The following is a 15882-nucleotide window of genomic DNA, read 5'->3' on the forward strand; positions in this document are numbered from 1 at the left end:
GTGTAATTATATCATTATACTTACTTTTCACTAGTGAAAAGCATTTGATACATGTCACTAGTTAGTGGCGTTTGTAAAAGCAAGTCCATACCAACTGTGGCTTTTTGCTTAGGACCAATCTTTTCTTCTTGCGCATGCATAATCTTAGCCTCTCCCAGATAGAAAAACTCGCGACTAGCTGCGTCACTCTTTTTGACAAATAAGTGCAATTTAACTTTGCCACTTAATAAGCGCTGAACTTCGTCTGAATCTAAATGTCGCGGTGAACGAGTATACCAATGCAAGCTACGTCCATCAGAAAAGTCATTTTGGTAAATACTACTGCGCTTTTCTTCAGTTTTATTATAAATAATAAAAATCGGACAATCCTTTTCTCCTACTCGGTAGCCATACATCGGTGCGCTAACATCTAGTGGCCAATTAAGTAAATGGCAGGCATCTTTGCGATCATAAGGCTGATACAAAGTAAATTCCTGGCTGTTATCAAAAGCTTGATTTAGAGCTAATCCCGTCTTAATTAGATCAGTAAATAAAGTCTTAAAATCAACATCTTCAAGAGCTTTTTTAATCTCTTGACTAAAAGTAAAGTCAAACAAGTTCAAACGCTCAATTAATGCAGTATTACCATATTGGGCTTTTTTGGTAGTTTTACCAGCTTTAACATCGAAGAAATCTAGCATCAAGAAGTTTTGAACAGAAGCTAATAGATCACGACTGCAATAAGCATGATGCTGCTTTAACTCAGTTTCAAATTGCTCACTAGTGACTTTTTCATGCTTCAATAATAGGTTCAGAAGCAATAACTCATGAATTCTTTTCCCGGGTAATAATTCTTTGGTTAAAAAGCTCAAGACTTGACTTTCAAATTGTGTAAGAGTAAGCTCTTCACCCATTTTCTTCAAAAAAGTAGCATACGAAGCAAGACTAGTATTTTGAGCAAAAACGAGTGGAGAAACTGAACCAAAGCGATAGAAATCATAAAGTAATGGTCTCTTGCCTAATTTATCTTTTAGTTCATGATAGGCTTCTCTAAGTTGTTTTAAGCCATCAAGCTTGATTTTAGCTAAAGATGCTAAAATTCTCTCGCTAGCAATACGACTGAAATTAATCGTTGACAATCCAACAAATGACGGTAGTTGTGCTTCCCGCTTAGCGCGATCAATTGAAGCTGACCGATCACCAGTTAAAGCCAATGGAATTAAATAGTTGTTTTGATAGTTACCAATGAAGTCAATCACTGTAACATAGTCTTTACCAGGATACTTTCTTAAGCCACGCCCTAGTTGCTGGATAAAGACAATGCTAGATTGCGTATTTCGCAGCATGATAACTTGATTTAGACAAGGAATATCAATACCCTCATTGAACAAATCAACGGTAATAATGTATTCAATTCTTCCTGATTCTAAGTCATTAACTGCTTGCTGACGTTCAGACTCGGTATTTTCATTAGTTAAGCTAATGGCCTGATGTCCGCGCTTACTAAATTCCTGAGCCAATTCTTTTGCTTCTGCTTGTCGACTGCAAAATACTAAGCCATGAACAGTCTGACCGCAATAACCGTAGTAATCAATTTCTTTAAGTAAATAATCAACCCGTTTGCTAGCTGTTAAATAAGCTAAATTCGTTGTTTCATCAATACTTTGTCCATTAACTTCGTAGTCTTCAACTCCAACATAGTGAAATGGCGTTAACATTCCTTCTTGAAGGGCATCTTGCAGGCGAATTTCATAAGCTAAGTTGTAATCAAAGATTTCAAAAACATTTTCTTTATCCATTCGCTCAGGCGTTGCTGTCATACCGAGTAAAAACTTAGGCTCTAAATGATTCAAGACCCGTTGATATGAAGGCGCAGCTGTACGGTGAGCTTCATCAATTAAAACAAAATCAAATTCAGCTGGATCAAGGCTCTTTAATAAGTCTTCCTGGCTTAAAGTCTGAATTGTTGCAAATAAGTATTTAGCATCGTAATCATGGTGTTTTCCCGAAAGAAGACCATAATCACTCTTGCGCCCACCAATTACTTTTTGAAAACTAGACATAGCCTTTTTAGCAATTTGAGCCCGGTGCACAAGATACAAAAAGCGTTTTAGCTGATACTTCTTGACCGCAAATGCTGCTAGATAAGTCTTACCTGTCCCTGTAGCAGAAACAACTAAGGCTCGCTTTTGGCCTTGATTAATGATGTTGAACAAATTCTTGATTGCTTCTTTTTGCATCAAGTTTGGCTTTATTTCCTGGGTAATAATAGGAGCTTGGGCTTGAGGCTTTGCCCAAGTTTGAGCATAATCATCAATCCACTCAGTAGTTAAAGGAGTCGCAGTTTTAGTCAAATCATTCAATTCAGCTTGAAGTTGCTGGGTTAAACCCGCATTTTGAGTTGAGCTAACCTTTAAGCACCATTCACTATTAGCCAACATTGCTGAGCGAGTGAAGTTAGCTGAGCCAATAATCGCTGTTTGATAATCCACATGATTAAATAAAAAGCCCTTAGCATGGAAGCCTGGTTTATTACTGATTTTCACTGTTAAATTTGGAATTTTCATTAATTCAGTAAAAACTTTAGGGCTGTTAAATTGCAGATATGAGCCTGTAATGATTGTTCCTGAGATCTTAGTATCTGCTAATACTTGCTTTAGTGGAACCAGCATGTCTTCACTAATAAAGGCAACTGCCCAAGTAAAAGAGTTAGCAGTTATGAGTTCTTGACGCAAGCTGAGCCAGATTTTTTCATTACTATTAGATAAAAGTTGGGGCGTTAAATTGACTTGTCCTGGATACTTTGTATCATACAAACCATTTAAAATTGCATCTTTTAAGACTTTTTCCATAAATCCTCTCCAAAAACAAAAGGCATCATTTGCGATGCCTTATTTTTATAACTCGATTTCTAAGACAATTGGACAGTGGTCTGCACGTTCACCAGTATCCATCATTTCGGACTTCTTAATCTTATCCGCAATTCGGTTACTTGTTAGCCAGTAATCAATTCTCCAGCCTGAATTATTAGCTTTAGCTGTTCTAATTCTTTGTGCCCACCATGAATAAACTTCTGGAATATTGCCATGAATCTTACGAAAACTATCGGTAAAGCCAGCTGCAAGTAGTTCAGTAAAATCTGCTCTTTCTTCATCAGTAAAGCCGGCTGAATGGTGGTTGTTTTCTGGGTGTTTCAAGTCGATTTCTTCATGCGCTACGTTATAGTCTCCACTAGCTAAAACAGGCTTTTGTACATCAAGTTCTTGTAAGTATTCAATATACTTTTTATCCCAACCTTGGCGGTCGCTAAGACGCTTCAATTCACCACCAGCATTTGGTGTATAAACTTGAGTGACAAAGTATTCTGGGAACTCTAAAGTGATAATCCGGCCTTCAAAGTCCATTGTATCAGGGGCCCCAATCTTAGGATATGATACTTCTGGCTTTAAGGACTTTTTGTATAAGTACATCGTTCCAGCATAACCTTTTCTAGCTGGTTCTTCAGATGAACGCCACACATAATCATAATCCGGAAACATTTCCTGTAAAATTTCAGCATGTTTTTTAGTTGGACCAGTTGCACGTAATTTTGTTTCTTGAATCGCTAAGATATCTGGTTCTTTTTCTGCAATTTGAGTTAAAACATGTCTAGTTTTTTGCGCACGAGCTGAATCACTAGTTAGTGCAGCATTAAGTGAATCAATATTCCATGAAATTAAAAGCATTGAAAAATCTCCCTTTTTTCGTCTTATTTTTATTATAACGAATCTAGCTTTAATTGGGAGAAAAATGCTTAGTCTAAGCTCTTAAAGGCCTGATCTAAATCGGCAATAATGTCTTCTTTATCTTCAATTCCCACTGACAATCTAATTAAGCCATCACTAATACCATTCTTTAATCTTATTTCCCGAGGAATAGACCCATGCGTCATTACTGCTGGCACTTCAATCAAGCTTTCAATTCCACCTAAACTTTCTGCTAAAGAAATCATCCGTAACTTATTAACAAAATCGGCAACTTGATATTCATCAGCTAATTCAAAAGAAATCATTGCGCCAAAACCCTTCATCTGCTTTTTAGCTATTTCAAAACTTGGATTAGTCTTCAAGCCTGGATAAAGCACTTTTTTGACGTATTTACTTTGCAAAAGATAAGCAATCACTGCTTGCGCATTTTCCTCATGAATTCGCATTCTAGCACCTAAAGTCTTAATCCCACGCATTAATAACCATGAATCATCAGGAGACAAGACAGAACCAATAGAATTTTGTAAAAAGGCCAATTTCTCTGCAATCTTTTCGTCTTTAACCACGGCAATTCCAGCCACTAGGTCTGAATGACCGCCAAGATATTTAGTCCCCGAATGAACCACGATATCTGCACCTAAATCAAGAGGTTTTTGGTTGTATGGACTTGCAAAGGTATTATCAACAATCATTAATACATTTTTTTCTTGAGCGATTTTAGCAATTTCAGCTAAGTCAGATACTTCAAGTAGTGGATTAGTAGGCGTTTCTAAATAAATTGCTTTCACACCTGGCTTAATGGCTGCTGAAACCTCATCAAGCTTACGCGTATCAACTACTGTGAATTTCAAGCCAAAGCGTTTCATCACTTGGTTAGCTAACCGGAAGGTGCCACCATAGACGTCTTTACCAATGATAATCTCATCGCCTGCTGAAAAGAGTGAAAAGACTGTGTGAATTGCTGCTGAACCTGAACTAAAAGCAAAGGCGTCTGCTCCATTTTCTAAATCTGCCATTAAGCTTTCTAGAGCAGCTCGCGTAGGATTACCTGATCTTGAATATTCCCACTTCAAATTACTGCTTAAAAAAGGCTTATGATAAGTTGATGCTCGATATACTGGAATTGACACTGCTCCCGTTGCTTCATCTTCACTAATTCCGCCATGAATTAACTTACTATTAAACTTCATCTTGTAACCTCCTGAGAATAAAAAAAGACGCCAATTCAATCATTGAATTAGCGTCATAGATAAATATTGCTTACTTTTTGCTTAATTAATTTTGAGTATGCCAAAAAGTGGAGCACATCATCTGTGACGCTCCACTACAACAAATATTAGCATTGATAAATGTTAAATTATTCATCGTTTGGCTCTCCTTAATAATTACGACCACTAGTTTACACTTACCAAAAAGAAGTGTCAATTGTTAATTTAGTTTCACATGAAACTCATTTGCTATAAACAAATGCAATCAATATGCCTATCTCTTATAACAACTAGAATTTCAATACTGTTTTACCATGTGAGTGGCCCGAGTCAACCTTAGCAAGTGCATCATTGACACGTTCAAATGGATAAACCATATCAATGCATGGCCTAATTTTACTAGCTTCAAGGATATCAGCAGCTTTTTGAAGTTGAGCCCCATTACTCGTAACATAAACGAAATGATATCCCACCTTACGCTTAGCTGCCATACTATCAAACTTATGTCCTGCTATTTTGAACAAAACTTGTTTCCACTTGGGAAGATTCATTCGCTTAGCAAATTCCCCATTAGGCATTGCCCGTAAAGAAACAAGTTGCCCACCTTGTTTCATAATCATCATTTGGCGTTTAGTTTCAACTCCACCTAAAGTATCTAGCACATAATCAACATTGTTCAAAGTTTGAGTATAGTCTTCAGTCTTGTAATCAATAAAACGGTTTGCGCCTAGCGCTAAAACCGACTTTGCATTATTACTATTGCCATTAGTAATAACCGTCAACCCTTTAGCCTTAGCAATTGGAATTGCCATTGCCCCGACACTACCAGTCCCCCCAGAAATAAATATGGTTTGCCCTGGCTGAATATTCATAAATTCTAATGCTTGCATGGTGGTTAATGCTGTTAATGGAATAGCTGCAGCTTCAACATCAGTTAAATATTCTGGTACCTGTGCTAACGCCACTTCATCAACAGCGATATACTCAGCAAATGCACCAATGGCCTCAATCGGTAAGCGTGCAAAAACGCGATCACCAACTTTAAAACGAGTAACCTGTTCCCCTACTTTTTCAATCGTACCTACTAATTCATTTCCTGCAACTTGGGGTAGTTGATAAGGAATAATTAGTTTAACCTCACCTCGACTAATCATATTATCAACCGGATTGACTCCCGCCGCTTTAACTTTAATCAAAACTTGTTGGGAGCTAATCTTTGGCTTAGCGATCTCGCTTATTTTTAGTTTAATATTATTTTTGTCATATTGAGTATGGAGTGCAGCTAACATCGCTTAATTCCTTTCTTATCAAGTAGTTATATAGATTTTTTCTCGTCTTGAGTCTTTTTTTGTTGGGAAATGTAATAAAGATTATCAATAACGTCTTTTAAAGTTTGACGCCGTAAGGCCTCTGCCAATTGAACTTCAATATCAGCAAAAAGTGGCCTCATTGCTGATTCAATATATTTACCTACAGGACACTTAGGATTAGCATTTTGATGAACAGCAAATAAATGAATATGATCACTTTCTTGAATTGCTAAGTATATAGTTAGAAGAGAAATTTGTTCGGGTAATCTAGTTAACTGATATCCTGTTTTTCCCTGGTGCGAAGTAATAATGCCACTATTTTTCAATAAAGCAAGAATTTTGCGAATATAGCTGGCGTTAGTACCAACACTGTTAGCTAGAGTTTGCGAACTAAGCTTACTTGTCTCTTCACTTATCATTGTTAAAATATGTAAAGCTACTGCAAATTTTGTATCCATTAGTTCATATCTTTCTTGTACTTGTATCAAAGTCAAGTACAAGACTATCAGTGATAAAAAGAAATGTCAATAATTTTATCTAAAAACAGATATAAATAGCCATATTAGCCCCAGCCCACCTAAAATAATAATCTTATTTAGAGAAAGACCCCAATTAGGATTATCTAAAATTCTTTCTTCAATTAGCTCCATTCTCTTTATAACAATATATAAACAATCACGAATATTACAAATAAGTATCCTTAAAGGCAGTTTAGTAACTGTATATGTAGCAGTTTGAGACTTATCAATAATTTTTTGATGCCATTTTTTCGGTCTAATTTCATCAATTAAGCCATCGCCAAAAATTTGATACCCAATTTTACCAAAATGTAGACCATCATTTCGAAGTCCATGGCAAATTTCTTCTAATTCATGATCATCTGTGTTCATTTTATGAAACAAGTTCAAATAGTGCATACCATAATCATTTGCAACTCTTTGAACCCAATTAGCGTATTTTTCAACTGTTTCATTATCACGAACTCTCTGCTTCTCTTCATCAACTGCAGGTGGACTAACCAGAATAACTTGCTTAGCCTCATACTTATTAAGAATTTTTTTGGCAACTTTATTTAAATTAGTCCAAAATTCTTCCTCTTCAATCTTTTTATGGAAAGCACAGTCATTGGTCCCTATTAAGATTATCAGATAATCAGCTTTTACTTGTTTTAAAACTAATTCATTCAGATGAGCTAATAAATAGCGGCTATTGATACCTGGTACAGCAGTATTTACAATCTCAATATCTGAAAAGTTTTCTTTTAAATAGGCATTAATATGTGGTTCGCTTAAGCCTTCATGACGAGCAACAATACTGTCTCCTGTAAGCAATAATTTCATTATTAGCCCTTCAGTCCTTTCAACTTTTTACTTGATTGTATCAAAAATCTCAGTCAAAAGATCAACTTTTAATGTTTCACATGAAACAAATCTTTATATTGGATTTCTACAATTCTTCTTGGAAATATAATTCAAACGTAGGCAAATTAACTATTGCGTGGAGTAAAGAGATTATTTTAGCTACTTCTATCAGCGTAAAGCGATGTGGATTTACTCGGCCGTGCATTACTGTATGTCTTCCTAAGCCAATTTTATTTTTATTAGCCACGAATTGTTGATATCGGGTATCCCACCAATGAGAAAAGCAAGTTAATACACAGTAAATTTCCAGTTTTCTAGTATCATTAGGATCAAAAACTTGCTTCTTTATCCTTTCACGATATTCTTCACATTTGTCACGAATACCATACTTTCTAATGTGTAAAAAGCCTAACTTAACAACTAAGGCATATTCAACCATTCCAAATAAAGCTGGTAAAATAACTTGACCCGCAGTTTTGTCTTCTTTTAAATATTTATTTATCAATATCAAAGCATCATGATAATCAGTAATTGAAGAATATTTTTTGTCTGATTCACTATTAGTAATTAAGTCGTCTAACTGTTGCCACAAAACTTGATAATTATTACGCTTATATACTTTTTCTAAGTACTTATTCAGATCACTATTATATCTTTGACGACAACCTGCTAATATTTTTCTTCCTTCTGCTAAATTTTCAAAAGAAAATACCCAGCCTTCTTTAGCAAGCCAGTGCCCAATTAGAGCATTTTGTCTTTTTTCAGTTAATTGCTTAAAATCACCGATAAAACTCTCTAGTTTTTCATAAGTTATCAAGCCAGTAACTTTACGAGCTGGACGTGCTTTACTCCACGAAAAAAATGATCTTAGTTTATCAAAAATAATTCGTAAGTTCATAATTTATCACCCACTTTCGTTAATAAGTTTATTTTAACTTATTTAATAAAAAACAGCCGAATAAAATTCGGCTGTTTTTTATTGAGGTGTTAAGCTTATTTTTGTTCACTTGCTTGGTTTACTTTTTCTTGAGCAAGCAACTTGTTATCATACATCTTCATGAATGGGTACCAAACAAGGAAGGCAAGGAATACGTTAATTATTGCTAATACAGCAGCTTTCCAGTCACCACCGGTACCAATAAATGCCCCGATACCTAATGGAGAAGGCCAAGGCATTTGAGCAATAACCTTACCAACAATACCAAGCTTAATTGCCCAGTATGAAGTTGTGGCAGTTACCATTGGGGCAAGAATAAATGGAAACATTAAGATAGGATTGTATACAATTGGGCAACCAAAAACAATTGGTTCATTAATATTGAAGAAGGCTGGTACAATTGCCGTTCTACTTAAAACCTTAAGTTGTGCTGAACGAGCTCTAAAAGCCATCCAAATAACAATTCCTAAAGTTGCACCAGAACCACCGATAATAACAAACATATTCATAAATTCACCGGCAAATACATAATGAGCACCCTTGTAGTTAGCAGCAAAGTTAGCTAAAGCAATCGGAGTATAAAAGGCACCAATAATATTTGCACCATGGATACCCATTACCCATAAGAAATGAACTAGGAAAATAATTACCAAAATACCTAACCAAGTATTAGTTAAGTTAGTTACAAAACTAAATGGTAGTGCAATAACATTAAAGATATCAGTTCCTGCAAAAATTAAAGCACCTTCAATAATGATTACTACCCAACCCACTAAGAAGGCTGGAATTAAAGCAGTGAAAGCATTAGCAACACCAGTTGGAACTTGAGGTGGCATCTTAATAACCCAATTATGTTTTACAGCTAATTGATATAATTTTACAGCCAATACAGCCATAATAATACCAACAAAAATTCCTGAAGTACCTAATCTATCAAGACCTGATGAGCTAACACTAAAACCACTAACAGTTCCTGTTCCATCTTTAATTGCTTTAGAAACAACTTCTACAGTACCACTCTTTACAACTAATTCTGGTAAAGTCATAAAGAAAGCAAACATTGATAAAAGTGCACCACTCATTGGTGTCATATTTATCTTTTCTTCTGTAGCAATTATTTTGGTATATTCATAACCTAAAACTATATTAAAGTATAGTGCTAAGGCCCCCATACTTGCATAGTTTATAGTCATATAAAGTGGTGTAAAATGAACAAAGCTTGCATTCCAAATACCTTGTAATTGTGGAAAAGCCATTGGAATAACATTTAAAACAAGCATCATTGATCCAACAATCGTAAATGGAATTGATGCTAATCCTGCAGCCATAATTGCACGAACGAATCTAAAGTTTGCCATCTTGCCCATTGGTCCCAATAAGTGTTCGTTCATAAATTTAATTATCTTATTGTTTTCCATCTTTATTTCCTCTACTTAGAGACAGAAATTAATTCTTTAACTCTGCCATCTGTTTATAAACCTCAACAATTTCTTGTGCCAAATCAATATAAGTAATTGCTGTCATTAAGTGATCTTGGGCATGAACTACTAGTAGTGTTAACTTGGCGTGATTGCCTCTTGCTTCTTCTGTAAGCATTCCTGTTTGTGTATTATGGGCATCAATTAAGGCTTCATTAGCTTCTTTAATCTTAGCTTCTGCCTTATCAAAGTCACCCTTCTTCGCAGCATCTATTGCTTCCTTGGCGAATGCTTTTGCATTTCCGGCATTCATAATCAACATCATTGTTTGCTGCATTGAAAGTTCATTAGCTTCTTTTTCTTTCTTAGCAGCATCATTGACTAAATCTGCAACTTGTTTTGGATCTTTATCCATAATTAAGCCTCCTATTTAATCAAGCTTAAGCCTTGCTTTAAGACTTTTTCGCCATCCATCATGCCGTAAGCTTGCATATCAATAACATCAACTGGAATGTTCTTATCACTTACTTTTTGCTTAAATGAATCAAGCATGTAACGAACTTGTGGCCCAAGCAAGATAGCGCTTACATTTTCTTGTGAAAGCTTATCATCTGCTTCTGCAGCAGGACATGCAAAGATTTCTACATCTTCCCCATCTGCTTTAGCAGCATCTTGCATTCTTGCAACCAACATACTTGTACTCATACCAGCAGCACAACATAACATAATAGTCTTTTCAGCCATAATGAACACCTCCAAAAAATTAATAACTTGGCTGATTGAAAGCTCACCCATTTGATTAAGTAACCGCTTTCACTTACAATGTAAGTGTAATATGTTGGTACAAATTTAGCAAGTACCAAAAAGAGTATTTATTGGGAGAAGTAAAATGAGAAAATATATGGAGATTGCTCGAAATATCTCAGAGAAGATATTTTATAAAGAATTCAAGAAACAATTACCTAGTGAAAATGAGTTAATAGATCAATATCACGTGTCACGAAACACTATTCGTAACGCAATTTCAATCCTGGCTAATCACGGCATAATTAAGCGGGTTCAGGGGAGCGGATATTTTATCAATCAGCAACTCATTAATAATGACGAATTAATGTTAATGGCAAGTAAAGATGGTATTCACCCAACAAGGCCCCAATCATATGAAGATAAATGTACTATTTTGAAAAAACTAAAAACCAAAATACTTTCATTTAAGCTTCTTCAAGCTAATAAACAAAATGCTGAAACATTAGGTTGTGAGCTTGGAGCGGACATATATTACATCGAGCGTTTACGTTACTTTAATAATGAATTATTTTGCTTGGAAAAAACTTACTATCTAAAAAAATTAGTACCTTATTTAGATGAAAAAATTTGCCAAGGATCTATTTTTGAATTCATCCAGAAGCAGTACAAAATCGAAGTTAATGATGCCGATGAATTTATCAAAATGTCATATACTAATGAAACTGATTCTAAAAAGCTCAGCATTCCAGTTAACACTCCTAATGTACAAATTACTGAAATTAACTATCTAAGAAATAATGTTGCGTTTAATTATTCGATTATCAATTACTTTACTTCAGACATTTCGTTCTATAATCACGTAACTTGCTTATAACAAAAGAAGGAATACCTAAACAGGTATTCCTTCTTTTGAATAAAAAATGTTATTACTAAATTAAAGACAATTTTTCAAAAGCATGGTACAAGCCATTATCCATAACCGCATCTGTAACTAAATCTGCATTCTTTTTAGCATTTGGACCACCATTTTCCATGCAAACTCCAATCCCACAGAGTTCAAACATTGGAATATCAACTTGTGCATCGCCAAACGCAATTGTATCACGCAGAGATAAATTCAAATATTGGAGTAGATATTTAATAGCATTGGACTTAGTAATCCCCTTAGGACGCAAATCACCAAAAAGTGGCTGTTCATCTCTTCCACCCCAAGTTCCAAATTCAAGATGTGGGAATTGCTTTTTTACTATTTCAGGTTGAACCTCATCAGTTAAAATAAAACTTATTTTATTTACATCATCGCGAAATATTGACTCCCCATATTGCATTGCTGGAAAAGCTGTATCAACGGTCATGTGGCTTACATCTGTTTGTCCTTTTCCTTGGACATAAGCACGCACAACTGGTAAACCTTTTTCTCTAAAATGTTCACTAGCAAATAAGCCGTTATTACTTTCTAAAAAGAACTCACTATGATGCTCTTTTAGCCAGTTAACAATCTCTACTTCAACTGTTTCAGGTAGCGGCTGATGCAAAATTACCTTTTGATTTACTTCAACAAAATTTCCATTTCCGCAAATCATACCATCAAAACCGATATTAAGTAAATCAGCATCCATTTCTCCCTTACTTCGGCCAGTATTTAAGAAAACCAAATGATTATTGCTTCTAGCTAACCAAATGGCTTGTTTAGCTGAATCAGGAATAGTACCGTTATAGTCGCATAACGTACCGTCAATATCCAAGAAAATAACTTTTTGATTACTTTTGTTGGCCATAAGCTTCATATCTCCTAAAAAATCGATCTTCATTTTTTTCAATTTGAATAATATGATGCAAGCTCCATACTCCAATGGCCAAACCCAAAAGTAAAAGCATAAATACTATACTAAAAGCAGAAGTAGTTATAAATGGATAGAAATAGCTAAAAGCCGGAGTAAAGTAACAAATTCCCAAAAAGATATTTATTGCTACTTGAAAAAAGAAATAATGCTTAGTTTGTGGCAGTTCATTATCTTCTCTTTGATCAAATTTTTGCTTTTGTTCCCAAATCGCCGGTACACACAGCAATAACAATGCTAATGGCAATAAAACAACCTCACTACCACCCATTGCCAATGCTATTAACCACCAAAAGTTAACAAAGAAATATCCTGCAGTTAAATAGCGCAAACTAAAATAGCGATTATAATACAAACTTTTTTCTTTAAATTTTTTTTTACTCTCTGCTTTAGCCATTGTCTTTATCCTATTTTTAATCTAACTCAGCACCATTTGATTTAATGACTTTTTGATACCAGAAGAAGGAATCTTTTCTTGAACGAGCCAAAGTACCTTCTCCTTTGTCATTCTTATCAACATAAATAAATCCATAACGCTTATCCATTTGACCAGTTCCGGCAGAAACCAAGTCAATGCAGCCCCAAGGAGTATAGCCCATTAGGTTAACACCATCCAAGGCTACAGCTTTTTCCATTTCGCTGATATGCTTACGTAAGTAATCAATACGATACTCATCATGAATTGAACCATCTGCTTCAACTTTGTCATAAGCTCCCATACCATTTTCAACAATGAAAAGTGGCTTATGATAACGATCAGTTAACCAGTTAAGCCCATAACGTAACCCTTCAGGATCAATCTCCCAATGCCAAGCAGTTGTTGGTAAATATTCGTTATGCACCTTAGCTTCATCTAAATCAGTTAAACTGTCCGCATCTACCTTGTCACTAGCAACTGTCATTGAAGCATAATAACTGAACCCAATATAATCAACAGTTCCTTCTCGTAAAACTTGACGGTCTTCTTCAGTAATATCTTGACGATATCCCTTACGCTTTAAGTACATTTCAAGTTCTTCTGGGTATTCACCATTAACATGAACATCACTGAACCAGTAACGTCTATCAGCTACTCTTTGAGCTAATAAACAATCGCTTGGCTTGCAAGTTGCTGGATAAATAGAAGCATAATTAATCATGCAGCCAATCTTAAAGTCAGGATTAATTTCATGACCTATCTTAACAGCCAAGGCACTAGCGACTAATTCATAGTGAGCAGCTTGATACATTGCAGCTTCACGGTTTTGGCCTTCTTTAAAGACAATCCCTGAATTAGTACACATTAAGAATGGATTATTAAATGAAGCTTGATTATCAATTTCATTGAAAGTCATCCAATACTTAACTTTACTCTTGTAGCGCTTAAAGCAAACCTTAGCAAAACGAGTGAAGAAATCGATTAATTTTCTATTTTCCCAACCACCATACTTATTTACTAAATGTAGCGGTATTTCAAAGTGGTGAAGCGTTATTACTGGTTCAATTCCGTATTTATGGCATTCATCAAACAAGTCATCATAGAACTTTAACCCTGCTTCATTAGGCTCCTCTTCATCACCATTTGGAAAGATTCTTGTCCAAGCAATTGATGTTCTAAAGCATTTAAAGCCCATCTCAGCAAATAATTTAATATCTTCCTTGTAATGATGATAAAAATCTATTCCTTCATGATTAGGATAATTCTCACCAGGTAAAACTTTCCCAGTAAATTCTCGATCTTTTTCAGTTGATCCTACAGTCATAACATCTGCAACTGAAGGACCCTTTCCATCAACGTTCCAAGCACCTTCTAATTGGTGGGCAGCAACTGCACCACCCCAAAGAAAACCATTAGGCATTTTTGTTTCAAACATATCATTGACCTCTTATCTTTCAATAGTAAGCGTTTACATTTTTAATATAATTTGTTGGTACAAATTAGTCAAGTACTTACAAATAAAAAAGAAAGTAAGTAAACTACTTACTTCCTATATTGCCTGGGAAATATGATTACTTGAACATATAATCTTCTTTCCAACCTACACCATTATTTTCCATTATCTATAACATCTTTTTCAGCTATTACAAAAGGAACTTCTTTATCATTTCCTAACACTGTAGTATAACTTTGGGTTCCACTTGCTGAACCTTTAACAGTTAAATTATCATTTTCAAGTATTCTACCTGATGGCTTAAATTCATTATAAACAGCTACAATCACTATTTGATCAGGATCATCATCCATACGTAAATATACCATTTGGATTCCTTTATCTTTAACGACTTGATTCACTGTACCACTAATTTCTATATTTTTATTTAATAATTTCTTAGGATGTCTAGCCAAATCATCATAAGATACTTTTTCATAATCGTCGTCTTCAGACTCATCATCGGTATCTTTTGAATCAGTTTTATTGCTCGATGATTCTGAACTACTATCATCATCTGAATCATTAGTATCACTATCTGAATCGGTATCGGAATCCGAGTCAGATGAATTATCTTCCATCTCGTTATTGAATTCTACATAAGTTTTCTTACCATCAGGATCAACTATCACAAGTTCAATCTCAACATAGTCACTATTTTTCATAACAAATGATAATGTTTTTGTTTCCCCTGCACGTAATTCAATTTTTCGTATTTTAACTGATTGATCGGTATCTTTATCAAAATCTGGGGAATTTTTGATAGTAACTGTACAATCTCTCAAACCTTTTAGTTTCAGAGATACTTTACCTTTAGAATTAGTATCAATTGAAAACATTTTATTTTCAGTATCCCAATTATCTTTAGAAGTTAACACTTCGAAGTATTTTGAATTGGTATGATTGCCTTTATCTTTTGCTATTACTTCATCGGTATGCAACATAAAATCCTTAGGTGAAGATATTCCCATTACCGCAAATAGTAAAGCAAATATAGTTATTGCAAATATAGTCTTATTATATCTAGGATTTTTGCCTTTTTTATTCAAAAGAACTAAATATGCAAATATACCTAAAGTTCCAAGTGTTGTTACACCCATAATTACTTGAAACAACAAAATATTAGTAATAGCTGCTGTAAACCCTAAAAAACAACAAAGAGCAAAAATTAAACACAATAAAAACCATATATATTTTTTCTTACTATAAAAAAGGCTAGATAACAAACCTGATACTACTAATAAAACTATCCCTACTATCATAAATTCCTCCAAATAAATTAAAAGTCATACAAGGCGCATTTTATCCCCCCCGATTTATTCCTTGTCAAGATTACCTATATGTGAAATAAAACAAAAAATCCTCAACTTATGTTGAGGATTACTAACTACTATTCAAAAAAGTTCAAAATAATATTCTTATATG

General features: G+C 34.7%; 15 protein-coding genes. 1 reads left to right on the forward strand and 14 read right to left on the reverse strand.

Going from position 1 to position 15882, the window contains the following annotated elements:
* Window positions 1–20: 20 nt before the first annotated feature.
* The 10 genes from FC45_RS01825 to FC45_RS01870 all read right to left on the reverse strand — a co-directional run bounded on the left by FC45_RS01825 (window position 21) and on the right by FC45_RS01870 (window position 10703).
* Entirely contained in the window at window positions 21–2831 is a 2811-nt protein-coding gene (locus tag FC45_RS01825) for a DUF3427 domain-containing protein (RefSeq protein ID WP_057706333.1), read from the reverse strand.
* A gap of 45 nt (window positions 2832–2876) precedes the next feature.
* A complete protein-coding gene (locus tag FC45_RS01830) occupies window positions 2877–3704 on the reverse strand; it encodes an exodeoxyribonuclease III (protein WP_006588306.1) in 828 nt (275 codons plus the stop codon).
* A gap of 68 nt (window positions 3705–3772) precedes the next feature.
* A complete protein-coding gene (locus FC45_RS01835) occupies window positions 3773–4915 on the reverse strand; it encodes a trans-sulfuration enzyme family protein (RefSeq protein WP_006588307.1) in 1143 nt (380 codons plus the stop codon).
* A gap of 308 nt (window positions 4916–5223) precedes the next feature.
* Window positions 5224–6222, reverse strand: coding sequence for an NADP-dependent oxidoreductase (locus FC45_RS01840; RefSeq protein ID WP_006585394.1), 999 nt, complete (start codon window positions 6220–6222; stop codon window positions 5224–5226).
* A gap of 26 nt (window positions 6223–6248) precedes the next feature.
* Window positions 6249–6701, reverse strand: coding sequence for an Rrf2 family transcriptional regulator (locus FC45_RS01845; RefSeq protein ID WP_006585393.1), 453 nt, complete (start codon window positions 6699–6701; stop codon window positions 6249–6251).
* Window positions 6702–6776: 75 nt separating this feature from the next.
* Window positions 6777–7583, reverse strand: coding sequence for a GDSL-type esterase/lipase family protein (locus FC45_RS01850; RefSeq protein ID WP_006585392.1), 807 nt, complete (start codon window positions 7581–7583; stop codon window positions 6777–6779).
* Window positions 7584–7689: 106 nt separating this feature from the next.
* On the reverse strand, window positions 7690–8502 hold the full coding sequence (locus FC45_RS01855) for a hypothetical protein (RefSeq protein ID WP_057706335.1): 813 nt from the start codon (window positions 8500–8502) through the stop codon (window positions 7690–7692).
* Window positions 8503–8597: 95 nt separating this feature from the next.
* Complete coding sequence (gene celB, locus FC45_RS01860; RefSeq protein WP_057706337.1) at window positions 8598–9959, reverse strand: PTS cellobiose transporter subunit IIC; 1362 nt, start codon at window positions 9957–9959, stop codon at window positions 8598–8600.
* 28 nt (window positions 9960–9987) lie between these two features.
* Complete coding sequence (locus FC45_RS01865) at window positions 9988–10374, reverse strand: PTS lactose/cellobiose transporter subunit IIA (RefSeq protein ID WP_006585390.1); 387 nt, start codon at window positions 10372–10374, stop codon at window positions 9988–9990.
* Window positions 10375–10385: 11 nt separating this feature from the next.
* Entirely contained in the window at window positions 10386–10703 is a 318-nt protein-coding gene (locus FC45_RS01870) for a PTS sugar transporter subunit IIB (protein WP_006585389.1), read from the reverse strand.
* Window positions 10704–10848: 145 nt separating this feature from the next.
* Between FC45_RS01870 and FC45_RS01875 the strand changes: the two genes are divergently transcribed.
* On the forward strand, window positions 10849–11580 hold the full coding sequence (locus FC45_RS01875; RefSeq protein ID WP_006588310.1) for a GntR family transcriptional regulator: 732 nt from the start codon (window positions 10849–10851) through the stop codon (window positions 11578–11580).
* Between the two features lie 55 nt (window positions 11581–11635).
* Here FC45_RS01875 and FC45_RS01880 read toward each other — a convergent pair whose 3' ends face one another.
* From FC45_RS01880 to FC45_RS01895, 4 genes are all read right to left on the reverse strand, one after another.
* Window positions 11636–12517: an HAD family hydrolase gene (locus FC45_RS01880; RefSeq protein WP_006585387.1), complete on the reverse strand. Its 882-nt coding sequence runs from the start codon at window positions 12515–12517 to the stop codon at window positions 11636–11638.
* Window positions 12468–12944 carry a hypothetical protein gene (locus tag FC45_RS01885; RefSeq protein WP_057706339.1) on the reverse strand — a complete coding sequence of 159 codons (477 nt, stop codon included), beginning with the start codon at window positions 12942–12944 and terminating at the stop codon, window positions 12468–12470. The genes FC45_RS01880 and FC45_RS01885 overlap by 50 nt, the downstream gene beginning before the upstream one ends.
* Window positions 12945–12960: 16 nt before the next feature.
* Window positions 12961–14400, reverse strand: coding sequence for a 6-phospho-beta-glucosidase (locus FC45_RS01890; protein ID WP_006585385.1), 1440 nt, complete (start codon window positions 14398–14400; stop codon window positions 12961–12963).
* Between the two features lie 173 nt (window positions 14401–14573).
* Window positions 14574–15719, reverse strand: coding sequence for a hypothetical protein (locus FC45_RS01895; protein ID WP_006588314.1), 1146 nt, complete (start codon window positions 15717–15719; stop codon window positions 14574–14576).
* Window positions 15720–15882: the final 163 nt, after the last annotated feature.

Source organism: Lactobacillus jensenii DSM 20557, from assembly GCF_001436455.1.
Taxonomy (GTDB): domain Bacteria; phylum Bacillota; class Bacilli; order Lactobacillales; family Lactobacillaceae; genus Lactobacillus; species Lactobacillus jensenii.